The organism is Kineococcus sp. TRM81007 (genome assembly GCF_022669155.1).
In the GTDB taxonomy this organism is placed as follows: domain Bacteria; phylum Actinomycetota; class Actinomycetes; order Actinomycetales; family Kineococcaceae; genus Kineococcus.
Genome location: NZ_JALBVB010000057.1, coordinates 1 through 22,631, shown reverse-complemented (window position 1 = coordinate 22,631; position 22,631 = coordinate 1). Strand labels below are relative to the sequence as shown.

Sequence of the window (22,631 nt, the reverse complement as noted above, 5' to 3'; positions counted from 1 at the left end):
TCGCGCGGCTCAGGGGCGCGCGGCGCGCGGCGCCGGCTGGCACGACGGGCAGGTGAACGACGAGCGGTTCATGAAGGCGTCGCGCCGCACCGGCGTCCCGCACCGCGGGCACGCCCGCCCCGCCTGCCCGTACACCGCCAGGGAGCGGTCGAAGTACCCGCTGGCGCCGTTGACGTTGACGTACAGGGCGTCGAAGCTCGTGCCCCCCGCGGCCAGCGCGGCGGTCATCACCTCGCGCAACCCGGTCAGCAGCACCTCCACCTGCGCGGGCCGCAGCGACGCCGTGGGGCGGGCGTAGTGCAGCCGCGCGCGCCACAGCGCCTCGTCGGCGTAGATGTTGCCCACGCCGGAGATCAGCGCCTGGTCCAGCAGGGCGCGCTTGAGGCCGGTGGTGCGCTCGCGCAGCCGCCGGGCGAACGCGGCGTCGTCGAACGCGGGGTCGAGCGGGTCGCGGGCGATGTGCGCGATCGGCTGGGGCAGGGACGCCCCCCACGCGGCGTCCGGGTGCTCCCCCAGCCCGCCGGGGCCGCCGTCGGGCGCGGGCACCAGCGGCACGACGGCCAGGCCGCCGAAGGTGCGCTGGTCCACGAACCGCAGCTCCGTGCCCGCCGCCTCGGCCGGGACGTGCGAGGTGTCGAAGCGCCAGCGGGCGCGCAGGTGCTTCTCCTCCGGGGCGTCCTCGGCCTCGACGAGCAGCTGCCCGCTCATGCCCAGGTGCACCACCAGCGCCTCGGCGGCCGCGCCCCGGGCGGGGTCCACCAGCGGCAGCCACAGGTACTTGCCACGACGCACCGCGTCGGCGAGGACGGCGCCCTCCAGCCGGGCGACGGCGTCGGCGGACCCGGCGACGTGGCGGCGCGCCACGCGCGGGTGCAGCAGCTGCGCTTCGCGCACGCGGCGGCCGGCGACCCAGCGGGCCAGGCCGCGGCGCACCACCTCGACCTCGGGGAGCTCGGGCACGCCCGGTTCAGCCCTCCGCGCGCACGGCGTGCGCGGCGCGGGCCTCCTGCAGCGCCTCGACCGCGGTGGCGGCGGCCTTCTGCTCGGCCTCCTTCTTGCTGCGGCCCTCGCCCTGGCCGAGGACCGAACCGCCGACGACCGCGTCGGCGCGGAAGCTCTTGGCGTGGTCGGGGCCGGAGTCCGTGATGGCGTAGGAGGGCACACCCAGCCCGGCGGCGGCGGTCAGCTCCTGCAGGGCGGTCTTCCAGTCCGCGCCGGCGCCGAGGCGCTCGGAGGACTCCAGCACGTCCGCCGTCAGGCGCAGCACGAACTCGCGCGCGGCGTCCAGGCCCACGGACAGGTACGCGGCGCCGATGACGGCTTCCATCGTGTCGGCGAGGATGGAGGACTTGTCGCGGCCCCCGGTGGTCTCCTCGCCCTTGCCCAGGCGCACGTGGGCGCCCAGGTCCAGGCCGCGGGCGATGTCGGCCAGCGCGCGGGAGTTCACGACCGCGGCGCGCAGCTTCGCCAGGCGGCCCTCGGAGACGTCCGGGTGCCGGTGGTACAGGCGGTCGGTGACCACGAGCCCCAGCACGGAGTCCCCGAGGAACTCCAGCCGCTCGTTCGTCGGCAGACCGCCGTGCTCGTACGCGTACGAGCGGTGGGTCAGCGCCTGCACGAGCAGGCCGGCGTCGATGTCGACGCCGAGGGCGGCACCCAGCCGGGCGACGNCGCCCGGCCGGGTGGCGCGGTCCTGTTGAGCGGTCAGCTCAGAGGTCCTTGACCTTGCGGCCCTTGTACTCCAGGTACAGGGGGGTGCCGGCGGAGTCGGTGACGACGCGCGCGGTGTGCGGGCGCGCGTAGGCGACCTGGCCGCGCTGCGTGGTGCGGGTCAGCGTCTCCTCGGACGCCTTCCACTGGGCGCGGCGCGACCGCGTGTTGCTGCGGGACATCTTCCGCTTCGGGACGGCCACGGTCAGCTCTTCTCTCTCGTGTCGGACGGGTTCTGGCCGGGCTGCTCCTCGAGCAGACCCTGCAGGGCGGCCCACCGGGGGTCCGCCGGCTCTTCGGTGTCCTCGCCGCCGCCGAGCACGCGCTCGGAGACGCCGATCTCGTAGTCCTGCTGGCACGGGCCGTCGCACTCGGGCTGGAACGGCAGCTCCAGCACGATCGCGTCGCGGACCGCGGGTTCCAGGTCCACCAGTTCGCCGGCGGCGACCTCGCGGACCTCGTCGTCGTCCTCGGAGACCTCGGCGGGCCGCTTGCCGGGGTAGGCGAACAGCTCCTGCACCTCGACCTCGACGTCCTCGGTGACCTCGGTGAGGCAGCGCACGCACTCCCCCACCGCCCGGCCGCGGACGGTGCCGGAGACCAGCACGCCCTCCATGACGGCCTCCAGCCGCAGGTCCAGCTCCAGATCGCTGCCCTCGGGGACGCCGATGACGGCGATGCCCAGGTCCGCCGGGGCCGGGACCGTGCGCCGCAGGGTGCGCATCGTGCCCGGGCGCCGACCCAGCTCGTGGGTCGACAGCACCAGCGGCGCGTTGGGGTCGAGACGACCCTCCTGCACCTTGCCCACTCGCTCTGCCTCCTGCTGCGTTCGGAGCACCACTCGGCCCCGCCGCCCGTGGTCGTCCCCACCCGACCGGCACGGGTGCCGGGGGTGGCCACGCTCACCAGCGTCGAGGCCGCGGTCAAGGGTAGCCGAGCCCGGGCCCGGGCAACGAATCCGCCCGCGGCGGGGTCCCCGCGCCGGGCCCACCGCCGGACCCCGGGCTGCGCTCAGCCGTCCTGGCCGGGCCGCGGCGCGGGGTGGGCGCCCGCGGCCACCCCGCCCTCGCCCTGCTCCTCGCGCGCCTGCGCGCCGGCCTCCTCCTGCTCGGGCGCACGCACCTTCAGGCGGTCCCGGCCGCGGCGGGCCTGCTGCTGCAGGCGCTCCAGCTCCTCCTCGAAGTCGCCGAGCTTGCCGTCGCACCAGGCGTCGGCGTCCAGGCGCAGGCGCTTGGCCTCCTCGCGGGCGGTGGCCACGATGTGCTCGGCGCGCTCGCGCGCGGCGCGGGTGACCGCCTGGGACTCGGTGAGCTCCTCGGCCTCCGCACGCGCCCGCGCCAGCACGCGCTCGGCCTCGCTGCGCGCCACCTCGAGGACCTCGTCGCGCTGGGCGAGCACGTCACCGGCCTGCTGGACCTCCGCGGGCAGCAGGCGCCGCACCTCCGCGACGAGCCGGAGCAGCTGCTCGCGGTCCACGACCACGGACGACGACAGGGGCACCGCTCGCGCCCCCGACACGAGCGCGGCGAGCTCGCCGAGCTTCTCGTGCACTTCCACGACTACCTGCCTCCAGAGGGTCCACCGGCCGCACCTCGCGGCGGTCGGGGGTCATCCTCCCCCACCTGCCCGCGCAGCCGGCGCAGCAGCGCCGCGTGCACCGCCGGCGGCACCAGGTCCGAGACGTCGCCGCCGTGACGGGCGACCTCCTTCACCAGGCTGGAGGACACGTGCTCGAAGCGGGGGTCGCCGACGAGGAAGAGGGTCTCCACGTCCGCCAGGTGCCGGTTCATCAGCGCCATCGGCAGCTCGTAGGCGTAGTCGGTGCCCCCGCGCAGGCCCTTGACGACGACGCGCGCCCCCAGGCGGCGGCAGTGGTCGACGAGCAGGCCCTCACCGAACTCCTCCACCTCCACGCGCGCGGCCCGCTCCCCGCCGGCGCCCTCCAGCGCGTCGCGCACCAGCGCCACCCGCTCCGGGCCGCTGAACAGCCCCTGCTTGGCGGGGTTGACGGCCACGCCGACGTGCACGACGTCGAAGACCTCCGCGGCCCGCAGCACCACGTCGAGGTGGCCGAGGGTCACCGGGTCGAAGCTGCCGGGGCACACGCAGCGGCGCACCGCCCCGGCCGGGTCCTTGATCGCGTCGGGCACCCGCGGCACGCTAGCCGCCCGGCCCGTCGAGGTGCACCGTCCACACGCTCGTCTCCCCGTAGCGGCGCCGGCGCGCCGCGGACCAGCCCGCCGGCCAGCGCGGCTCGGGGCTGCGCGCCGAGCGCTCCACCACCACCGTGGCGCCGTCGGCCAGCAGCGGGGCGAGCGCGGCGAGCACGGCGGCCAGCGCCTCATCGTCCACGGCGTACGGGGGGTCGACCAGCACCAGGTCCCAGCCGCCGCCGTCCGCGGCGCGAGGGCCGGCGAGGAAGCGCTCGGCGCGCTCGTGCTCCACGCGCACGCCCGGCAGGCCCAGGGCGGCGGCGTTGGCGCGGGCGGTCTGCGCGGCCGCCCGCGCGGCCTCGACGAGCACCACCTCGCGCGCGCCGCGGCTGGCGGCCTCCAGGCCCAGGGCCCCCGACCCGGCGTACAGGTCCAGCACGCGCGCGTCCTCCACCGCCCCGGCCGCGTCCAGCGCGGAGAACAGCGCCTCGCGCACCCGGTCGCTGGTGGGCCTGGTCGTGTCCCCCGGCGGCACCCTCAGCCGCCGGCCACCGGCCGAGCCCGCCACGATGCGCGTCACCGCGCCCCCTCCCCGGCGCGCAGCGCGCGCGTCACGACAGCCGCCGCGCGCGGTGCGCGGCGTAGGCCCACCCCACCACGACCACCAGGGCCGTCACCGCCAGCTGCCCGGCGAGCGCCGGTCCCGGTGCGCCGCGGCCCAGCAGCGCGAGCAGCACCGGCAGGGTGGCCACCACCGCCAGGTCCGGGCCCGTGGTGACCGCCGCGGCCGCACCCGGGGAGACCGGGCCGGCCGGGGTGGCGATCGCCGGGCGGGCGAAGTCCGGGTCGGGCCGCAGGGCCCCGCGCACGGCCGCAGCGGCCCAGCCGGGGCCGGCCAGCGCGCCCAGCAGGGCCCAGGACGCCCACCCGGTGCCCGCCCCGGCGTGCACCCCGGCGTGCACCAGGCCGGACGTGGTGGCCACCAGCGGCACCGCCACCGCCCCCCACAGCGCGCTCGCCGCCGCGACGGGCAGCCACCGCACCGCCACCAGTCGCCCGGCGGAGACCGGCAGGGCGCGCGCCGCCGCGGGAGCCAGCGCGCCGCCGCGCACCGCCTCGGCCAGCGTGGTGGCCGCCGCGTACCCGGCCGCCCACAGCAGCACCGCCGCGGCGCCGCGGTGCGCCGAGGTGCCGGCGGCCACGACGAACGGCACCAGCGCCAGCACCGCGGCCGTCGCGAGGCGGCGCGGCTGGCGGCGCAGCAGCAGCGCGTCCGCGGTCAGCACCGCACCGACCGGGCCGCGCACCCACGGCGCGCGGGCCCCCGTCGGGCGGCGCCCGGGACGCACCCGCCCGGGGCCGTCGGCGGCCAGCGCCCGGCCCAGCTCGCGCACGTCGACCTGCAGCACGGACGCCGTCAGCCGCTCCAGCCGCGCCGCCCCGCGCCGCAGGGAGGCCGAGGGGGTGCGGCCGGCGTCGCGCAGGTGGCGGCGGCCCGCGCTCGCCAGGACGAGGGCGGCCGCAACGGCGGCGCAGGCGGCCGGCACCGGCAGCGCGGAGGGGGGCACGGCGTCGACCGGCGCCTCGGCCACCGCCCCGGCGGCCAGGGCCAGCACGACCCCGGCGGCGGCCGCGTCCAGGGCGGTGGCGGTGCGCAGCAGGGCCTCCACCTCCCCGCGCACGGCGAGCCCGGCCACCAGCGCGTACCCCGCGGCGGCGCTCGCCGCCCCCAGCACGGCCCCGCCCGCCAGCGCCGGCAGCGCCGCGGCGGTGAGGTCCCCGGCGGCGCCCAGCGCCAGCGACGCCGCCCACGCCACGACGAGGGAGCCCACCGCGGCCGCCAGCAGGGCCCGGTCCCGCAGCACCGGGCGCAGCAGCTGCTCGCGGGGCACCGGCAGGGACGCCCACCAGGCGGTGCGCGGGGCGCTCAGGCTCACCGGCCCCAGCCGGCACAGCGCCGCCAGGGCCAGCAGGAGCACGCAGCAGGCCAGGCCCGCGCAGGTCAGGACGGCGGGGACGGTGGGCGTCGGCCCCGGTCCGCCACCGGGCGCGGCCAGGCCCCGCTGCAGGGCGCCACGCAGCGAGGAGCTGGCTCCCAGCAGCAGCAGCACGGCGATGCCGGCCTGCAGCACGGTCGTGTAGGCGTCCGTGACGGTGGCGCGCAGCCCGCGCGCGGAACGGGCCGGCGCCGCCTCGCGCACCAGGTCGCGCCGGCCCGGCAGCGGCGCGCCGGCGGCGGGGCCCGGCAGCGGGGACGCGGGTGCGGCCCTCACCGGACCGGGGCGCTCACGACGCGCGCCGCCTCCTGCGCGTCGACCACGCGGCACGCGACCGCGGTGCCCGCGCCCTCCCCCGCCGCCCCGCCCGCGGGTGCGTCGTCCACGACCACCGCGCGGTCGGCGAGGCGGCGCAGCAGCACGACGTCGTGGGTGGCGACCAGCAGGGCGGTGCCCGCGTCGCGCTCGGCAGCCAGCCGCTCGGCGAGCGCCTCGCGCCCCGGCGGGTCCAGCCGCTGCTCCGGCTCGTCGAGCAGCAGCAGCGCCCGCGGCCGCACCAGCGCGGCGGCCAGCAGCAGGCGGCGCTTCTGCCCGCTGGACAGCGACACCGGCAGCTGGTCGGCAGCGCCGGTCAGCCGCTGGTGCTCCAGCTCGGCGTCCACGACGGCCTCCGCGTCGCGCACCCCGTGCCCGCGCGCCACCAGCTCCAGGTGCTCGGCCACCGACAGCTCGCCGAACCAGGCGTCCTCGTCGAACACGGAGGCGACCTCGCGCCGGAACGCGGCCCGCCTCTCGTCCACGGGCTGCCCGCGCAGCCTCACCTCGCCGGCGAGCGGCTCCAGCAGCCCGGCGACGGCCCGCAGCACCGTGGACTTGCCCGCGCCGTTGGCGCCGACGAGGCAGACGGCCTCCCCCGCCGCGACGCGCACGTCCACCGGGGCGCAGACCGGCCGCCCGTAGCCGACGACGAGCCGGTCCAGCTCCAGCAGCGCCCCGTCGGCGCGGCCCACGCGCTCGCCGGGAGCGCTCACGCCCGCTCCAGGAAGCGCTCGGTCTCGCCGCTGACGCGGTCGGCGACCGCGGCCGCGAGCGCCGGGTGGTGCTCCAGGGCGGGGTCGGCGGCGACGAGCGCGGTGGCGGCGGCGCGGGCGTCGGCGATGACGTCGGCGTCCTTGAGGACCCCGAGCAGTCGCAGGGAGGAGCGGCGGCCGGACTGGGCGGCGCCGAGGACGTCGCCCTCGCGGCGCTGCTCGAGGTCCAGGCGGGCCAGCTCGAAGCCGTCGCGGGTGGCCACCAGGGCCGAGAGGCGCTGCCCGGCCGGAGAGGCCTCGGGCACCTCCGTCATGAGCAGGCACGTGCCGGGCAGGCCGCCGCGGCCGATGCGCCCGCGCAGCTGGTGCAGCTGGGAGACGCCGAAGCGGTCGGCGTCCACGACCACCATGACGCTCGCGTTGGGCACGTCCACGCCGACCTCGACGACGGTGGTGGACACGACCACGTCGACCTCGCCGGCGGAGAAGCGGCGCATCACGTCGTCCTTGTCGGCGGGGTGCATGCGCCCGTGCAGGACCTCGGTGCGCAGGTGGGCGGTGGCCGGGTGGTGCCGGACGATCTCGACGACGTCGGAGACGGCCAGGGGCGGGCGCCGCTTCTCGCCGTCGTCGGGCGGCGGCTCGTCCCCGCCGCCGTCGTCGGGCTCCTTGCCGGCGTCGTCGCCGTCGATGCGCGCGCACACCACGTACGCCTGCCGGCCCAGGGCGGCCTCCTCGGCCACCCGCCGCCACACGCGGTCCACCCACGCCTCGTTCTGCATGGGCACCGCCACGGTGGTCACCTCCGCCCGGCCCGGGGGCAGCTCGTCGAGCACGGAGGTCTCCAGGTCGCCGAAGACGGTCATGGCGACGGTGCGCGGGATGGGGGTGGCGGTCATGACGAGCAGGTGCGGGACGCTGGAGGCCTTGGCGCGCAGCGCGTCTCGCTGCTCGACGCCGAAGCGGTGCTGCTCGTCGACGACGACGAGGCCGAGGTCGGCGAAGGCGACGTGCTCCTCCAGAAGCGCGTGGGTGCCGATGACGATGCCCGCCTCACCGCTCGCGGCGGCCAGCAGCGCCTCGCGGCGGGCGGCGGCGCCCATCGAGCCGGTCAGCAGCACGACGCGGGTGGCGAGCTCGTGGCCGCCGAGCAGGCCGCCGGCGGCCAGGTCGCCCAGGGCGGCGGTGGTGGAGCGCAGGTGCTGGGCGGCGAGGACCTCGGTGGGCGCCAGCAGCGCGGCCTGCCCGCCGCCGTCGACGACGGTGAGCATGGCCCGCAGCGCCACGAGGGTCTTCCCGGAGCCGACGTCGCCCTGGAGCAGCCGTTGCATGGGCCGTTCGCGGGCGAGGTCGTCGGCGATCTCCTCGCCGACGCGTTCCTGGGCGCCGGTCAGCGGGAACGGCAGCCGGGTGTCGAAGGTGGCGGCGAGGCCGCCGGGGCGGCGCGTGCGCGGCACGGCCCGCTCGCTGGCCGCGCCGGCGCGCCGCTGCGCGAGCGCGGTCTGCAGCACGAAGGCCTCCTCGTAGCGCAGCCGCCGCTGCCCGCGCGCGACGTCGGCGCGGTCCCGGGGGGCGTGCACGGCGCGCAGGGCCCGGAGCGGGTCCAGCAGCTCCGCCTCGGCGACGACCCCGGCGGGCAGCACGTCGGGCACCCGCTCGGTGGCGCCCAGCACCGTCTGCACGGCCTTGGCGATCTTCCAGCTGGGGGCCTTGCCGGTGGCCGGGTACAGCGGGATGGGCCGGTCGGCGAGCGCGGCCGCGTCCTCGGTGTCGTCGTCGAGGGGCTGGTAGTCGGGCCGGGCCAGCTGCCAGGAGCGGTTGAAGACCTCCACGCGCCCGGACGCCAGCACGGTGCGGCCCTCGCGCAGCTGGCGCTCGTGGTGGGCGAACTGCCGCACGCTGCGCGCGAAGAACGTCAGGCCCACGGTGTCGCGGCCGTCGCCGAGGGTGACCTGCATCAGGGCGCCGTCGCGGTTGCGCATCCGGCGCGGGGGCTGCGCCCGCACCACCTGCGCCACGATGGTGACGTCGTCGCCCGCGACCAGCTGCCGGATCGGCGTCAGCTGCCCGCGCTCGGCGTAGCGGCGCGGCAGGTGCCACAGCAGGTCGCGGACGGTCTCCAGGCCCAGCTCCTTGGCCAGCAGCGCCGCGGCGGGCGCCGTCAGCCGGCTGGACAGCGGTGCGTCCAGCTCGTCCACGCCGGAAGGCTACTGCCCGCCCCCGACGCCACCCCCGATGCCGCTCCCGCGACGTCCCGCGGGCCGGCGGCACGCCGGGGCGGCGGGCGCCGCCGGCGCCGGTTCGCCCGCACGGCCACGCCTCGGCTATGGTTGACGGCGGTGTCCGGGGATCCCCGGCACCGGTCGACGCCCCACCGGGGTCGTCGCCCCTCCACCCCTCACGACCCCAGGAGTACCCCGTGGCTGCCACCTGCGACGTCTGCGCCAAGGGCCCTGGCTTCGGCAAGAGCGTCTCGCACTCGCACCGGCGCACCAACCGCATGTGGCTCCCGAACATCCAGCGGATCCGGGCCACGGTGAACGGTTCGCCGAAGCGGCTCAACGTGTGCACCTCCTGCCTGAAGGCGGGCAAGGTCACGCGCTGACCCTTCGCGCACAGCACGACCCCGAGGGGCCGGTCCACCAGGGACCGGCCCCTCGGTGCGTCCCGGGGGCGCGCCCGGGGCGCTCAGCGGTTCCGGAAGTGGTCCCAGCCCACACCACCGCCCGCCCAAGGCCGCCCGTCGACGAGGACGGCGCGCTCCCCCGCGCCCGCGAGGACGCGCCCGACGGCGCGGAAGCCGGCGGGTGGGCGCGCGTGCCGCGGGAAGCAGGCCAGCAGGCCGTGGTCCTCACCGCCGGTGAGGACCCAGCTGTCGGCCGCGGCCCGCCCGGCGCCGGTGGCGGCGGCGAGCTCGGCGGCCGACTCGCCCAGCGCGGTGCCGGTCAGGTGCAGGTCGAGGACGGCTCCGCTGGCGGCGGCGATGCGCCCGGCGTCGCGCAGCAGCCCGTCGCTGACGTCCATGAGGGCGCTGGCCCCCGCGGCCGCGGCGGCGGGGCCCAGCGCGACGGGCGGCTCGGGACGGCGGTGCGCGGTCAGGAGGTCCTCCACCGGTGCGGGCCCGTCCAGCCGGCCGGCGCGCAGCAGCTCCAGCCCGGCGGCCGAGCGCCCGGGGCGACCGGCGAGCGCCACGACGTCCCCCGGCCGCGCGCCGGAGCGCAGCACGGGAGCGCGGCCGCCCAGGTCCCCGAGAGCGGTGACGGCGACGACGACCTCGGAGGCGCCCGACAGGTCTCCGCCGACGACGACGGCGCCCAGAGCGCGGCACGCGTCGGCGACACCGGCGGCGAAGTCCTCCACCCACGCCACCTCCAGCTCGCCGGGCAGCCCGAGGGCGATGAGCAGCCCGGTGCAGGTGGCGCCCATGGCGGCGACGTCGGCGACGTTCTGGGCGACCGCCTTCCAGCCGACGTCGGCGCCGGTGGACCAGTCGCGGCGGAAGTCGCGCTCCTCGACGAGCACGTCGGTGGTGGCGACCACCCGGGCGTCGGGTGCGGCCACCACGGCGGCGTCGTCACCGGGCCCGAGCAGCGCCCGGGAGGGCAGGTGCGGCAGCAGGCGCTCCAGCAGCTCGGCCTCGTCCAGGTCCGCGACCCGCACCGCTCTCCCCCGCCCTCGCCCGCGGCCCCGCGGTCGCGGCGGCCCCGCGCCGCACCCGGCCGCGCGGCCCGGCCACACTAACGGCGATGCCTGCCGCCGAACCGACGCCCCCGCCGCCCACCGCCGCCGCCCCCCGGTCCCCGTCCGCGGGCCGTCAGGGCGCGTGGGTGGCGGTCGTGGTGGCGCTGGTGGTGGGGGCGTCGGTGTGGGCGTTCACCTCCGGCAGCGACGGCGTGGAGGCCGCCCCGGCCGCCGGTGACCCCGCCTGCGCGCGGTTGCTGCAGGAGCTGCCGGGGAGCCTGGTGGGGCTGGCCCGCACGCCGCAGGGCGCGGCGGGGGTGGCCGTGTGGGGCGAGGAGCAGGTGGTGCTGCGGTGCGGCGCGGCGGTCATCGGCCCCACCACGAAGCCGTGCGTGCCGGTGGGGCCGGACGACGCGAGCACCGTGGACTGGGTGCAGGACGCGGTCGGCGACCGCGCCGTGCGCTTCCTGACCTACGGGCGCGACCCGGCGGTGGAGGTCACGGTGCGCTTCGGCGGGCGGCTGCAGGCCTCCAGCGCCAGCGCCCCGCTGGTGGACCTGGCGGCCGCGGTCTCGGCGATCCCGCAGACCCGCGCGTGCGTGTGAGCGGTCTCAGCGCAGGCCGGTGGGGCGGTTCAGCGCCAGCTGCAGCAGGTGGTCCACCAGCTCGGGGTAGGTGACGCCGGTGGCCGCCCACATGCGCGGGAACATCGAGTGCGGCGTGAACCCGGGCATGGTGTTGATCTCGTTGACGACGACGCCGTCCTCGCCGCGCTCGACGTCCACGAAGAGGTCCACGCGGGCCAGGCCCTCGGCGCCCATCGCCTCGAAGACGCGCGCGGCGGTGCGGCGCACGGCCGCCTCCACGTCGGCGGGCAGGTCGGCCGGGCAGGTCAGGCGCACGCCGTCCGCGTCGAGGTACTTGGCCTCGAAGTCGTAGAAGGCGTGGTCGCCGACGACCTCGATCTCGCCGGGCACGCTGGTGCGCGGCGCACCGCCGTCGAGGTCCTCGATCACCCCGCACTCGACCTCCCTGCCGGCGACGGCGGCCTCGACGACGACCTTGGGGTCGTGCGCGGCGGCCTCGGCGACGGCGGTGGCGAGGCCGTCGGGCCCGTCGACCCGGGTGATGCCGATGCTGGAGCCGGCGCGGGCGGGCTTGACGAAGACGGGGTAGCCGAGGGCGTCGACGGCGGCGCGGCAGGCGGCCTCGTCGACGGCCCACCGGCGGGCGTGGAAGGAGGTCCAGGGCCCCACCCGCAGGCCGGCACCGGCCAGCAGCACCTTCATGGCCTGCTTGTCCATGCTGACGGCGGAGGCGAGCACGCCGGAGCCGACGTAGCGGGTGTCGGACAGCTCCAGCAGGCCCTGCAGGGTGCCGTCCTCGCCGAAGGGGCCGTGCAGCAGCGGCAGGACGACGTCGACGCGCTGGAGGGCGGCCACGCCGGCGGGCGGCTCGTCGAGGGCCTGCAGGGCCCGCTCGGAGACCTCCTGGGCGAGGGCCACGCGGGTGCCGTCGGCGGGCACCTCGGGCAGCTCGCCGTCGACGAGCGCGAACGGGGACGGGTCGTCGGGCACCAGGACCCACCGCCCGGACCGGGTGATGCCCACGGGCACCACCTCGTAGCGGTCCCGGTCGATCGCGGCGAGCACGCCCGCCGCGGTCACGCAGCTGATGGCGTGCTCGGAGGAACGGCCGCCGAAGAGGACGGCGACGCGCGGCTTGGCGCTGGCGGGGGTGCTCATCGGCGGGAACCCTACCGGCGGTGTGGTTGGGTTCGTGCGTGCCTGAGAACCCCGTGCCCGAGACCTCCCCCGACACGCTCGCCGTGGTCGCCGGACGCCCCGCCCGCGGGCCGGGCAGCGAGCTGAACACCCCGGTCTCGCTGACCTCCACGTACGTCGGCGGCGGCTCGATCGGTGACGGCGGCCTCGGTTACGGCCGCTTCGGCAACCCGACCTGGGAGGCGCTGGAGACGGCGCTGGGGGCGCTGGAGGGCGGCTCGGCGCGCACGTTCGCCTCGGGCATGGCGGCGGTGACCGCCGCGCTGCACCTGGTGCCGGCCGAGGCGACGGTGCTGGTGCCGCACGGCGCGTACAACGGCACCCACGCGGTGCTGGACCTGCTGGTGGAGCAGGGGCGCGCGCGCGTGCAGCGGGTGGACGTCACGGACGTGGCGGGGGTGCGCGAGGCCCTGGCGGCCGCACCGGGTCCGCTGCTGCTGTGGCTGGAGTCCCCGACGAACCCGCTGCTGGAGGTGGCGGACCTGGCGGCGCTGGCGACGGCCGGTCACGAGCACGGCGCGCTGGTGGTGGTGGACAACACCTTCGCCACCCCGCTGGTGCAGCGGCCCCTGGACCTGGGCGCCGACGTCGTCGTGCACTCGGTGACGAAGTTCCTCTCGGGGCACTCGGACGTGGTGCTGGGCGCGGTGGTGACGCGCTCGGAGGACCTGCTGGGGCGCCTGGTGCGGCACCGCACCCTGCACGGGGCGATCCCCGGCCCGATGGAGGCGTTCCTGGCGCTGCGGGGGCTGCGCACGCTGCCGCTGCGCCTGGAGCGCTCGCAGCGCAGCGCCGCGGACCTGGCGGTCCGGCTGCGCGAGCACCCGGCGGTGGCGCGGGTGCGCCACCCCTCCCTGCCGGACGACCCCGGGCACGAGCTGGCGCGCGCGCAGATGCGCGGTTTCGGCGCGCTGGTGTCGATCGAGGTCGTCGGCGGGGCCGCGGCCGCCGACGCGGTCGTGGACGCGGTGCGCCTGTGGGTGCCGGCCACCAGCCTGGGCGGCGTGGAGTCGCTCATCGAGCGGCGCCGCCGGCACGCCGGGGAGCCGGTGGTGGTGCCCGAGGAGCTGCTGCGGCTGTCGGTGGGCGTGGAGGACGTCGAGGACCTGTGGGCGGACCTGGAGCAGGCCCTCGACGCGGCGCGGGACCGGGCCACCGGGTCCCGTTGACCTCGTGGGCGGCGCTGGGCGGCTGAGGTGCGGGTCGCCCGGCGCCCCGGCGACGACGAGCTCCCGGAGCCGTGCCACGATCCGCCGGTGAGCGACTGGACCTCCCGCGACTCCACCCCCTCCGACCTCACCTTCTCCGACTCGATCGTGGTGGCCTGCTCGCCCGAGGCGCTCTACGACCTGGTCTCCGACGTGCCCCGGATGGGGCGGTGGAGCCCGGTGTGCACCGGCTGCTGGTGGGACGAGGGGCAGTCGGCGCAGGTGGGCGCCTGGTTCACCGGGCGCAACGAGGTCCCCGGGCGGGTCTGGGAGACCCGCAGCCGGGTGGTGGCCGCCGAACGCGGCCGGGAGTTCGCCTTCGCCGTCGGCGGGGACCGGGTGCGCTGGGGGTTCACCTTCGTCCCCGTCGACGGGGGCACGCGCCTGACGGAGTCGTGGGAGTTCCTGCCCGCGGGTCTGGCGGCGTTCGCCGAGCTGTACGGGCAGGACGCCCCGCGGCAGATCGCCGACCGCACGCGCGCGGCGCACGAGGGCATCCCCGCGACCCTGGCGGCCATCGCCCGCACCGCTGAGGGCCGCTGACGCGCGCGGGCCGGGCCCTAGGCGCCCACCAGGCGCGCGGCCAGCCCGTCCGGCGCGCGCCCGGCGGCCACCGCGGCGGCGACCTGCTCCACCAGGGGCATCGCGACGCCGGCGGTACCGGCGCGGCGCAGCACCGCCGGGGCGGAGGTGACGCCCTCGACGGTGCCGCCGGCGGCGGCGAGCGCCTCGGCCAGGGGCGCGCCGCGGCCGAGGGCGACGCCGGCGCGGTGGTTGCGCGAGAGCGGGGAGCCGCAGGTGGCGACGAGGTCGCCGACGCCGGCCAGACCGGCGAAGGTGGCGGCGTCGGCCCCCAGGGCGATCCCGAGCCGCGTGGTCTCGGCCAGACCCCGGGTGAGGACGGCGGCGCGCGCGTTGGCGCCGTGCCCGGCACCCTCGACGACGCCGACGGCGAGCGCGACCACGTTCTTGACGGCGCCGGCGACGTCGACACCGAGGACGTCGGTGCTGGGCTCGGCGTGGAAGGCCGACGAGGTGCAGGCGGCGGCGACGCCGGCGGCGACGGCGGGGTCGGTGCAGGCGGCGACGGTGGCGGCGGGCTGGCGGCGGGCGATCTCGGCGGCGAGGTTGGGCCCGGAGACGGCCACGAGGCGCTCGGGGCCGGCCGCGGTGACCTCGGCGACGACCTCGGTGCCGAACAGGCCGGTGCCGGCCTCGACGCCCTTGGCCAGGCACACCAGGGGAGCGGGCGGCAGCAGGTGGAGCCAGGTGCCGAGCTGCTCGCGCAGCCGCTGCAGGGGAACGGCGAGCACGACGAGGTCGGCGTCGGTCAGGGCCTCGGCGGCGTCGGAGGTGGCCTCGACGGCGTCGGGGAGCGCGACGTCGCCGAGGTACGCGCGGTTGGTGCGCCGCTCGCGCAGCTCGGCGGCGAGCTCGGGGCGGCGCGCCCAGAGCGCGACGCGGTGGCCGGCGTCGGCCAGGACGAGGGCGAAGGCGCTCCCCCAGGCGCCGGCACCCAGGACGGCGACACGCGGGGAGGGGCTGGGGGGAAGAAGCGGCACGCGTGTCACGCTAGGGCAGTCGGGACACGCCGAGCGCGCAGCCTGCGAGGCGATATCTCACATGTGATATACGGTGAGTCCCATGGCAGTCTCCACCGAGCAGATGACGCCCCCCACGGGTGACCACCTCACCCAGATCGGCGCGCTCATCCGTGACGCTCGCAAGCACCGCGGCCTCACCCAGGTGCAGCTGGCCGAGCGGCTGGGCACCTCGCAGAGCGCGGTGCACCGCATGGAACAGGGTCAGCAGAACGTCACCATCGACATGCTCCAGCGCGTCGGCCACGCCCTGCAGGACGACTTCGTCTCCATCGGCCGCCCCGCCCCCACCCACCTGCGCGTGCAGGGCGGCACCCAGCTCTCCGGCAGCATCGCGGTGAAGTCCAGCAAGAACGCCGGGGTGGCGCTGCTGTGCGCGGCGCTGCTGAACCGCGGCCGCACCACCCTGCGCGGGGTGGCCCGCATCCTGGAGATCCACCGAATCCTCGACGTGCTGAGCAGCATCGGGGTGCGCTACGAGTGGGTGGGCGAGGCCGACCTCGTGCTGGACGTCCCCGAGTCGCTGGACCTGGCGGCCATGGACTCCGAGACCGCGCGCCGCACCCGCAGCATCATCATGATGCTCGGCCCGCTGCTGCACCGCTACGACGAGTTCCAGCTGCCCTACGCCGGCGGCTGCGACCTGGGCACCCGCACCGTCGAGCCGCACATGGTGGCGCTGCGCCCCTTCGGGCTGCAGGTCACCGCGACCACCGGTCACTACCACGCCACCGTGGATCGCTCGGTGCACCCGCAGCGCCCCATCGTGCTGACCGAGCGCGGCGACACGGTGACCGAGAACGCCCTCATGGCGGCGGCCCGGGTCGACGGCGTCACGACGATCCGCAACGCCAGCCCCAACTACATGGTCCAGGACCTGTGCTTCTTCCTGGAGCAGCTGGGGGTGCGCATCGACGGCATCGGCACCACCACGCTCGTCGTGCACGGCGTGCCGGACATCTCGGTGGACGTGGACTACTCCCCCTCCGAGGACCCGGTGGAGGCGATGAGCCTGCTCACCGCGGCGATCGTCACGCACTCGGAGCTCACGGTCACCCGCGCACCCATCGAGTTCCTCGAGATCGAGCTGGCGATCCTGGCGGAGATGGGCCTGCACTACGACCTGTCGGAGGAGTACCCGGCGGCCAACGGCCGCACCCGCCTGGTCGACATCACGGTGCACCCCTCGCAGCTGAAGGCGCCGATCGACAAGGTCCACCCGATGCCGTTCCCGGGCCTGAACATCGACAACCTGCCGTTCTTCGCGGTCATCGCCGCCAGCGCGGAGGGTTCGACGACCGTGCACGACTGGGTGTACGACAACCGCGCCATCTACCTGACGGAGCTGAACCGGCTGGGTGCGCGCGTGAAGCTGCTGGACCCGCACCGGGTCCTGGTGGAGGGGCCGACCCGCTGGTCGGGCGCGGAGGTGCTGTGCCCGCCGGCGCTGCGCCCGGCGGTGGTGGTGCTGCTGGCGATGCTGGCCGCGAAGGGCACCTCGGTGCTGCGCAACGTGGACATCATCGCCCGCGGTTACGAGCAGCTGGCCGAGCGGCTGACCCCGCTGGGGGCGCGGATCGAGACGTTCCGCGACTGACCGGCGCACCGATGCGGAAGGCCCCGACCGGGTTCCGGNCGGGGCCTTCCGCTGCGGGGTCCTCAGGCCTTCTTGGCCGTCCGGCGCGCGGTGGCCGTCCTCGCCGCGGGAGCCGTCTTGGCGGGGGCCGCGGTCCTGGCCGGCGCGGCCTTCTTCGCCGCAGCGGCCGTGGCCGGCCGCGTGGCCGCGCCCGCCCGGCCGGTGGTGGCGCGAGCGGTGGCCGCCGGGCTCGCGGCCTTGCGGGTGGCGGTGCGCGCCGGCGCGGCCGGTGCACCCGCGGCGGCGGTCTTGGCCGGGGCGGCCTTCTTCGCCGCCGCGGTGCCGCCGTTCTTCTCCTTCAGGGCCGCGCTGTAGGCCCGCAGCGCCTTGCTGTCGGAGACGACCTCCTTGAAGGCGGTGCCCGGGCGGAACCGGGGCACGGAGGTCTTCTTGATCTTCACGGCCTCGCCGGTGCGCGGGTTGCGGCCGGTCCGGGCGTTGCGCGCCTGCTTCTCGAAGGTGCCGAAGCCGCTGATGGCGACCTTCTCGCCCTTGGCGACGGCCACGGTGATGGTCTCGACGAGGGCCTCCACGGCCGTCGTCGCCTGCTTCCTGCCGCCGAGGCGCGCCTCGAGCGCCTCGACCAGTTCCGCCTTGTTCACGAAGGCCCCTCCTCGGTGCGTCCAACCGTGCTGACACCTGCGGCGCGACGTCCTCGCGCGCGGCCGAGCGGGAGCCCGACGGGGAAACGGTACGGCCAGCGATCACGAGCGTCCACCAGGCGCGCGGCGGCGAGCCGTTGCGGCACAAGGGTGTCGACGCCCCGGGCCGGGGAGCGCCCTGCCGCGCAACCGGTTCCGCCGCACCGCCGCACCGCTGGGCGCAGCGTCGCGCCGGCACCGCCGCAGCGAGCAGGAGCGTTGCGACGCAACACCTCCGGCACGACGAGGCCCCGGCCCCGCTGCGGTGCAGCGGGACCGGGGCCTGCGGTCGCCAGCCGGTTCAGCCGGCGGTGCGCGCCGGCAGCGTCGTCGGCTTGAACGAGGGCCGGGCGGCCTCGAAAGCGGTGATGTCGTCGGCGTGGCGCAGGGTCAGGCTGATGTCGTCCAGCCCCTCCATGAGCCGCCAGCGCACGTAGTCGTCGACCTCGAGGGCCGCGGTGAAGTCGTCCACGCGCACCACGCGCTCGACCAGGTCGACGGTCACCTCGGTGCCGGGGTGCGCCTCCAGCGCCTTCCAGATGAGGTCGATGTCGCTCTGCGCGACCACGGCCGCCAGCAGGCCCTGCTTGCCGGCGTTGCCGCGGAAGATGTCGGCGAACCGGGGGGCGAGCACGACCTTGAAACCGTAGTCGCGCAGCGCCCACACGGCGTGCTCGCGGCTGGAGCCGGTGCCGAAGTCGCGCCCGGCCACGAGCACCGAGCCGTTCCGGTAGGGCTCCTGGTTCAGCACGAACGAGGGGTCGCCGCGCCAGGCGGCGAACAGCGCGTCCTCGAAGCCGGTCTTGGTGACCCGCTTGAGGTAGACCGCCGGGATGATCTGGTCGGTGTCGACGTCGGTGCGCCGCAGCGGGACGCCGACGCCGCGGTGCACGGTGAACTTCTCCACGGGTTCCTCCTGCAGGTTCGGCCGGGCGGGGCGCGGTCTCAGGCCAGCGCGCCGGCGGGAGCACCGGCGCCGGGCAGCGGCTCGAGGTCCGCCGGCGAGGACAGGGTGCCGCGCACGGCGGTGGCGGCGGCGACGAGCGGGCTGACCAGGTGGGTGCGCCCGCCCTTGCCCTGCCGGCCCTCGAAGTTGCGGTTGGAGGTGGACGCGCATCGCTCTCCGGGGGCGAGCTGGTCGGGGTTCATGCCCAGGCACATCGAGCAGCCCGCGAACCGCCAGTCGGCGCCGAAGTCCTTGAAGACCACGTCGATGCCCTCGGCCTCGGCCTGCAGCCGCACCCGGGCCGAGCCGGGCACCACCATGACGCGCACGCCGTCGGCCTTGGTGCGCCCGCGCACCACGTCGGCGGCAGCGCGCAGGTCCTCGATGCGGCTGTTCGTGCACGAGCCGATGAACACGGTGTCGACGGCGACGTCGCGCATCGGGGTACCGCCGGTCAGGCCCATGTACTCCAGGGCCCGCTCGACGCCGCGCCGCGCCTCGTCGTCGCCGATCCGCTCCGGCACCGGCACGGAGCCGGACAGCGGGACGCCCTGCCCGGGGTTGGTGCCCCAGGTGACGAAGGGCTCCAGGTCGGCGGCGTCCAGGACGACCTCGGCGTCGAAGACGGCGTCGTCGTCGGTGCGCAGGGTCCGCCAGTGCTCCACGGCGGCGTCCCAGTCGGCGCCGGTGGGGGCGTGCGGGCGGCCCTTGAGGTACTCGAAGGTGGTGTCGTCGGGGGCGACCACGCCGGCGCGGGCACCGGCCTCGATGGACATGTTGCAGATGGTCATCCGCCCCTCCATGGAGAGGCTGCGGATGGCCTCGCCGCGGTACTCCAGGACGTAGCCCTGCCCCCCGCCGGTGCCGATCTCCGCGATGACCGCCAGGATGACGTCCTTGGCGGTGGTGCCCGGCTTCAGCGTGCCGTTCACGGTGATGGCCATGGTCTTGAACGGCTTCAGCGGCAGCGTCTGGGTGGCCAGGACGTGCTCGACCTCGCTGGTGCCGATGCCCATGCCCAGGGAGCCGAAGGCGCCGTGGGTGGAGGTGTGCGAGTCGCCGCACACGACCGTCATGCCGGGCTGGGTCAGGCCCAGCTGGGGGCCGACGACGTGCACGATGCCCTGCTCGGCGTCGCCGAGGGCGTGCAGGCGGACACCGAACTCGGCGCAGTTCTCCCGCAGCGTCTGCAGCTGCTTGGCGGAGGTGCGGTCCTGCAGCATCGACAGGGGCCGGTCGATGTCCGCGGTGGGGGTGTTGTGGTCCTCGGTGGCGATGGTGAGGTCGAGGCGGCGGACGCCGCGACCGGCCAGGCGCAGGCCGTCGAAGGCCTGGGGGCTGGTGACCTCGTGCACGAGGTGCAGGTCGATGAACAGCAGGTCCGGCTCGCCGTCCTGCCCGCGCCGGACGACGTGCTCGTCCCACACCTTCTGCGCCAGCGTGCGTCCCACGTCGCTCTCCCCTCGTCGTCGCCGAGACGTCGGCATCGGCACTTGCGTCTCACTTCTTGAGACGCCAGTATCGCTCCGTGGACAAGAGTAGCGGAGTCGGCGTGCTGGACAAGGCCGTGCAGGTGTTGAGCGCCCTGGAGGCCGGCCCCGCGAGCCTGGCGCAGCTGGTGACGGCGACCGGGCTGGCCCGCCCCACCGCGCACCGGCTGGCCGTGGCGCTGGAGCACCACCGGCTCGTGGCGCGCGACCTGCAGGGCCGCTTCGTGCTGGGCGCCCGGCACGCCGAGCTGGCCGCCGCCGCCGGCGAGGACCGCCTCGTGGCGGCCGCCGGACCGCTGCTGACGGCGCTGCGCGACGCCACCGGCGAGAGCGCCCAGCTCTACCGGCGCCACGGCGAGCACCGCGTCTGCATCGCCGCCGCCGACCGCCTGCACGGCCTGCGCGACACCGTGCCCGTGGGCGCGTCCATGACGATGGCCGCCGGCTCTGCCGCGCAGGTGCTGCTCGCCTGGGACGACCCCGAGCGCCTGTCCGTGGAGCTGCTCGGCGCCCGCTTCGACGCCGGCACCCTCTCCGGGGTGCGCCGGCGCGGGTGGGCCCACTCCAGCGGCGAGCGCGAACCCGGCCTGGCCAGCGTCAGCGCCCCGGTGCGCGGGCCGTCGGGGCGCGTGGTGGCCGCGGTGTCGGTCTCCGGGCCGGCCGAGCGCTTCGGGCGCCACCCGGGGCGCCGGCACGCCGACGCCGTCCTGGCCACCGCCGAGGCGTTCACGGCCGCTCTGCGCCCGGCGGAACCGCTCACGCCCGCGGTGCCCGTCGAGGCGTGAGCCCGAGGGGCGGCCCCGGCCGGGCCGCCGGGGCGCGACCGCCTCAGCGGGTCCAGGCGAGCAGCGCGGGGGCGTCCTGCCCCGACCAGGTCCCCGTGAGCGTCGCCGCCCCCGCGGGCGCGGCGGCGGTGCCGTCCAGCACGCGCACGACCCCCAGGCGCACCCCGGCGGTGGTGGCGGTGGTGACGACCCCGGCGGCGTCCGGGCCGCCGGCGCCGGGAGCGCCGGGGGCCACGCGCACGTCGGGCTCCCCCAGCGGGGCGCCGTCCGGGCCGACGAGGGCGGCCTGCGCAGCGCGCGAGGCCACCGCGTCCGCGAGCGCGCGCGCGAAGACGGGGTCACCGGTGGCGTCGTGCACCCAGCGCCGGCCGAGCACCGAGTGCTCCAGCGTTCCCACCAGGTGCTGCTCGCCCCCCGGCAGCCCGGCGGCCCGGTAGCTCAGCGGCACGTGCACGAGCACGCCCCCGGCGCGCACGAGGTGCGCCTCCAGGCCCACCTCGCCGTCCGGGTCGTCGAAGCGGTAGGCGCCCACCCGCTCCACGTCGGCCGGGCAGGTGACGCCGGCGGGGCACCACGGCTGCGCGGTGAGCCACCGCGCGACGAGCTCGAGCTTCGACGGGACCAGCGTCGCGTCGTGGATGACGGCCACACCGGCACCCTAGGCCCCGGCGCGCACGCGCATCCGCTGGGCGGCGCGGTCGCGGCCGGCGGCGACCGGCACGCTGCGGGTGGCGGCGGCGAGCCCGGCGGGCGGGACGTCGACGCCGATCGACTCGTGGTGCCCGGCGGGCACCGCGTAGGTCTCGTGCCAGATCCCCACCGCCCCGCGGGCGCCGCGGGCACGGGTGTTGAACCGCTGCCAGGCGCGGCGGTGCAGGCCGCCGTCGAGGCGGGCGTAGGCGTGCAGGGAGTCCAGGTCGCGCCAGTACTGCACGACGAACGGGCCACCGGAGCCGACGCAGGTGCGGGCGCCGAGCATCCCGTGCTCGGGGTGCTGCGCCAGCTCGCGCAGCATGGCGGGCATGGCGGCCAGGACGGGCAGCCACGCCCGCACCCGCCACGGCGAGTTGATCCGCATGCCGATCAGGAACACGACGACCTCGCCGTCGTGCTCGTGGGTGGTCCGGCCGGTGGGGACGCGCACGGGGTGCCTCCGAGAGGTCCGGGGATGATTGGATAGTGGTACTGCCCAGCATTGGTCAGTGGAACTATCCAGTCAAGGGGTCCCCGTGCTCGTCTCCGCCCTGGCCGCTGCGAGCGGCGTGCCCGTCCCCACGATCAAGTACTACCTGCGCGAGGGCCTGCTGCCGCCCGGCCGCGCCACCGGGGCCACGCGGGCGGAGTACGGCGAGGAGCACGTGCGCCGGCTGCGGCTGGTGCGGGCGCTGGCCGAGGTGGGCGGGCTGCCGATCGCGCGCGTGAAGGACGTGCTGGCCTGCCTGGACGGCGCCACCCCGCTGACCACCGCACTGGGCGCCGCCCACGACGCGCTGGCCGGCTCCCCCGCACCCGAGGCGCCCGCCAACGGGGCGGCGGCGGCCGAAGCGCTGGTCGCGGACGCCGGGTGGCGCGTCGAGGCGGGCTGCACCAGCCTCGCGCAACTGGGCGCCGCCCTGGCGGCCCTGGCGGGCGCGGGGTTCCCCGTGGACCCGGTGGCGCTGCGCCGGTACGTGCGCGCCGCGGACGAGGTGGCGCGCGAGGAGGTCGACGCGATCCCGGGCGGCGACACCGCCGACGCGGTGGAGTTCGTGGTGCTGGGGACCGTCCTGCACGAACCCGTGCTCCTGGCGCTGCGCCGCCTGGCCCAGCAGCACCACTCCGTGCACCGCTTCGGCGCCCCGCCGGGCACGTGCTGACGGGGCCCGGGGACGACGAAGGCCCCCGGTCGTCGACCGGGGGCCTTCAGGAGTAGCCCCGACGGGATTCGAACCCGCGCTACCGCCTTGAGAGGGCGGCGTGCTAGGCCGC

The 22,631-nt window shown here is 77.1% G+C and carries 25 protein-coding genes; 7 read left to right on the top strand and 18 right to left on the bottom strand.

The window, feature by feature from the left end; genetic code table 11:
* Positions 1-9: 9 nt before the first annotated feature.
* The 10 genes from mutM to MN205_RS17200 all read right to left on the bottom strand — a co-directional run bounded on the left by mutM (position 10) and on the right by MN205_RS17200 (position 9,089).
* On the bottom strand, positions 10-960 hold the full coding sequence (gene mutM, locus MN205_RS17245; protein WP_242129538.1) for a bifunctional DNA-formamidopyrimidine glycosylase/DNA-(apurinic or apyrimidinic site) lyase: 951 nt from the start codon (positions 958-960) through the stop codon (positions 10-12).
* A gap of 7 nt (positions 961-967) precedes the next feature.
* Positions 968-1,708 (bottom strand): ribonuclease III, encoded by a 741-nt coding sequence (gene rnc / locus MN205_RS17240; RefSeq protein ID WP_374115976.1) that lies wholly within the window; start codon positions 1,706-1,708, stop codon positions 968-970.
* Between the two features lies 1 nt (position 1,709).
* Positions 1,710-1,913: a 50S ribosomal protein L32 gene (rpmF, locus tag MN205_RS17235; RefSeq protein WP_242129534.1), complete on the bottom strand. Its 204-nt coding sequence runs from the start codon at positions 1,911-1,913 to the stop codon at positions 1,710-1,712.
* 2 nt (positions 1,914-1,915) lie between these two features.
* Positions 1,916-2,509 (bottom strand): DUF177 domain-containing protein, encoded by a 594-nt coding sequence (locus tag MN205_RS17230; protein ID WP_374115975.1) that lies wholly within the window; start codon positions 2,507-2,509, stop codon positions 1,916-1,918.
* 212 nt (positions 2,510-2,721) lie between these two features.
* On the bottom strand, positions 2,722-3,267 hold the full coding sequence (locus tag MN205_RS17225; protein ID WP_242129531.1) for a hypothetical protein: 546 nt from the start codon (positions 3,265-3,267) through the stop codon (positions 2,722-2,724).
* 2 nt (positions 3,268-3,269) lie between these two features.
* The gene (coaD, locus tag MN205_RS17220; RefSeq protein WP_242129530.1) at positions 3,270-3,860 is read right to left on the bottom strand and encodes a pantetheine-phosphate adenylyltransferase; all 591 of its coding nucleotides are present in this window, start codon (positions 3,858-3,860) and stop codon (positions 3,270-3,272) included.
* A gap of 10 nt (positions 3,861-3,870) precedes the next feature.
* The gene (rsmD, locus tag MN205_RS17215; protein WP_242129529.1) at positions 3,871-4,443 is read right to left on the bottom strand and encodes a 16S rRNA (guanine(966)-N(2))-methyltransferase RsmD; all 573 of its coding nucleotides are present in this window, start codon (positions 4,441-4,443) and stop codon (positions 3,871-3,873) included.
* A 31-nt stretch (positions 4,444-4,474) separates the two neighbouring features.
* On the bottom strand, positions 4,475-6,136 hold the full coding sequence (locus MN205_RS17210; RefSeq protein WP_242129528.1) for a DUF6297 family protein: 1,662 nt from the start codon (positions 6,134-6,136) through the stop codon (positions 4,475-4,477).
* Complete coding sequence (locus MN205_RS17205) at positions 6,133-6,891, bottom strand: ABC transporter ATP-binding protein (RefSeq protein WP_242129527.1); 759 nt, start codon at positions 6,889-6,891, stop codon at positions 6,133-6,135. The genes MN205_RS17210 and MN205_RS17205 overlap by 4 nt, the downstream gene beginning before the upstream one ends.
* Positions 6,888-9,089, bottom strand: a complete 2,202-nt coding sequence (locus MN205_RS17200) for an ATP-dependent DNA helicase RecG (RefSeq protein WP_242129526.1) — start codon at positions 9,087-9,089, stop codon at positions 6,888-6,890. The genes MN205_RS17205 and MN205_RS17200 overlap by 4 nt, the downstream gene beginning before the upstream one ends.
* Before the next feature lie 221 nt (positions 9,090-9,310).
* Between MN205_RS17200 and rpmB the strand changes: the two genes are divergently transcribed.
* Complete coding sequence (gene rpmB, locus MN205_RS17195; RefSeq protein WP_012084282.1) at positions 9,311-9,496, top strand: 50S ribosomal protein L28; 186 nt, start codon at positions 9,311-9,313, stop codon at positions 9,494-9,496.
* A gap of 83 nt (positions 9,497-9,579) precedes the next feature.
* On the opposite strand, the gene MN205_RS17190 is transcribed toward rpmB, so the two are convergent.
* Positions 9,580-10,551 (bottom strand): thiamine-phosphate kinase, encoded by a 972-nt coding sequence (locus MN205_RS17190; protein WP_242129525.1) that lies wholly within the window; start codon positions 10,549-10,551, stop codon positions 9,580-9,582.
* An 86-nt stretch (positions 10,552-10,637) separates the two neighbouring features.
* Here MN205_RS17190 and MN205_RS17185 point away from each other — a divergent pair, with 86 nt between their 5' ends.
* Positions 10,638-11,177 (top strand): DUF3515 family protein, encoded by a 540-nt coding sequence (locus MN205_RS17185; RefSeq protein ID WP_242129524.1) that lies wholly within the window; start codon positions 10,638-10,640, stop codon positions 11,175-11,177.
* Positions 11,178-11,183: 6 nt separating this feature from the next.
* Here MN205_RS17185 and MN205_RS17180 read toward each other — a convergent pair whose 3' ends face one another.
* Complete coding sequence (locus MN205_RS17180; protein ID WP_242129523.1) at positions 11,184-12,317, bottom strand: D-alanine--D-alanine ligase family protein; 1,134 nt, start codon at positions 12,315-12,317, stop codon at positions 11,184-11,186.
* Positions 12,318-12,355: 38 nt separating this feature from the next.
* Between MN205_RS17180 and MN205_RS17175 the strand changes: the two genes are divergently transcribed.
* Positions 12,356-13,525: a PLP-dependent aspartate aminotransferase family protein gene (locus MN205_RS17175; protein WP_242129521.1), complete on the top strand. Its 1,170-nt coding sequence runs from the start codon at positions 12,356-12,358 to the stop codon at positions 13,523-13,525.
* Positions 13,526-13,612: 87 nt separating this feature from the next.
* Entirely contained in the window at positions 13,613-14,107 is a 495-nt protein-coding gene (locus MN205_RS17170) for an SRPBCC family protein (RefSeq protein ID WP_242129520.1), read from the top strand.
* A 17-nt stretch (positions 14,108-14,124) separates the two neighbouring features.
* Here MN205_RS17170 and MN205_RS17165 read toward each other — a convergent pair whose 3' ends face one another.
* Positions 14,125-15,126 (bottom strand): NAD(P)H-dependent glycerol-3-phosphate dehydrogenase, encoded by a 1,002-nt coding sequence (locus tag MN205_RS17165; protein ID WP_242129519.1) that lies wholly within the window; start codon positions 15,124-15,126, stop codon positions 14,125-14,127.
* Between the two features lie 103 nt (positions 15,127-15,229).
* Here MN205_RS17165 and MN205_RS17160 point away from each other — a divergent pair, with 103 nt between their 5' ends.
* Positions 15,230-16,762 (top strand): helix-turn-helix domain-containing protein, encoded by a 1,533-nt coding sequence (locus MN205_RS17160; RefSeq protein ID WP_374115974.1) that lies wholly within the window; start codon positions 15,230-15,232, stop codon positions 16,760-16,762.
* Between the two features lie 62 nt (positions 16,763-16,824).
* Here the strand turns inward: MN205_RS17160 and MN205_RS22365 are convergent, their stop codons facing one another.
* From MN205_RS22365 to leuC, 3 genes are all read right to left on the bottom strand, one after another.
* Positions 16,825-17,403 (bottom strand): HU family DNA-binding protein, encoded by a 579-nt coding sequence (locus MN205_RS22365; protein ID WP_374115969.1) that lies wholly within the window; start codon positions 17,401-17,403, stop codon positions 16,825-16,827.
* Positions 17,404-17,743: 340 nt separating this feature from the next.
* The gene (gene leuD, locus MN205_RS17150) at positions 17,744-18,349 is read right to left on the bottom strand and encodes a 3-isopropylmalate dehydratase small subunit (protein ID WP_242129517.1); all 606 of its coding nucleotides are present in this window, start codon (positions 18,347-18,349) and stop codon (positions 17,744-17,746) included.
* A 38-nt stretch (positions 18,350-18,387) separates the two neighbouring features.
* The gene (gene leuC, locus MN205_RS17145; protein WP_242129516.1) at positions 18,388-19,839 is read right to left on the bottom strand and encodes a 3-isopropylmalate dehydratase large subunit; all 1,452 of its coding nucleotides are present in this window, start codon (positions 19,837-19,839) and stop codon (positions 18,388-18,390) included.
* Positions 19,840-19,916: 77 nt separating this feature from the next.
* On the opposite strand from leuC, the gene MN205_RS17140 reads away from it, so the two are divergent.
* Positions 19,917-20,663, top strand: a complete 747-nt coding sequence (locus tag MN205_RS17140; RefSeq protein WP_242129515.1) for an IclR family transcriptional regulator — start codon at positions 19,917-19,919, stop codon at positions 20,661-20,663.
* Between the two features lie 43 nt (positions 20,664-20,706).
* Here the strand turns inward: MN205_RS17140 and MN205_RS17135 are convergent, their stop codons facing one another.
* Together MN205_RS17135 and MN205_RS17130 are read right to left on the bottom strand one after the other, a co-directional pair.
* Positions 20,707-21,312, bottom strand: a complete 606-nt coding sequence (locus tag MN205_RS17135) for a hypothetical protein (RefSeq protein WP_242129514.1) — start codon at positions 21,310-21,312, stop codon at positions 20,707-20,709.
* Positions 21,313-21,321: 9 nt separating this feature from the next.
* Positions 21,322-21,807, bottom strand: coding sequence for a DUF4188 domain-containing protein (locus MN205_RS17130; RefSeq protein WP_242129513.1), 486 nt, complete (start codon positions 21,805-21,807; stop codon positions 21,322-21,324).
* A gap of 85 nt (positions 21,808-21,892) precedes the next feature.
* Between MN205_RS17130 and MN205_RS17125 the strand changes: the two genes are divergently transcribed.
* Positions 21,893-22,519, top strand: a complete 627-nt coding sequence (locus tag MN205_RS17125; RefSeq protein WP_242129512.1) for a MerR family transcriptional regulator — start codon at positions 21,893-21,895, stop codon at positions 22,517-22,519.
* Positions 22,520-22,631: the final 112 nt, after the last annotated feature.

Excerpts from the sequence above, each read along its gene's own strand:
- MN205_RS17185 (WP_242129524.1), top strand. The coding sequence starts at position 10,638 with ATGCCTGCCGCCGAACCGACGCCCCCGCCGCCCACCGCCGCCGCCCCC.
- MN205_RS17160 (WP_374115974.1), top strand. The coding sequence starts at position 15,230 with ATGACGCCCCCCACGGGTGACCACCTCACCCAGATCGGCGCGCTCATC.
- MN205_RS17180 (WP_242129523.1), bottom strand. The coding sequence starts at position 12,317 with ATGAGCACCCCCGCCAGCGCCAAGCCGCGCGTCGCCGTCCTCTTCGGC.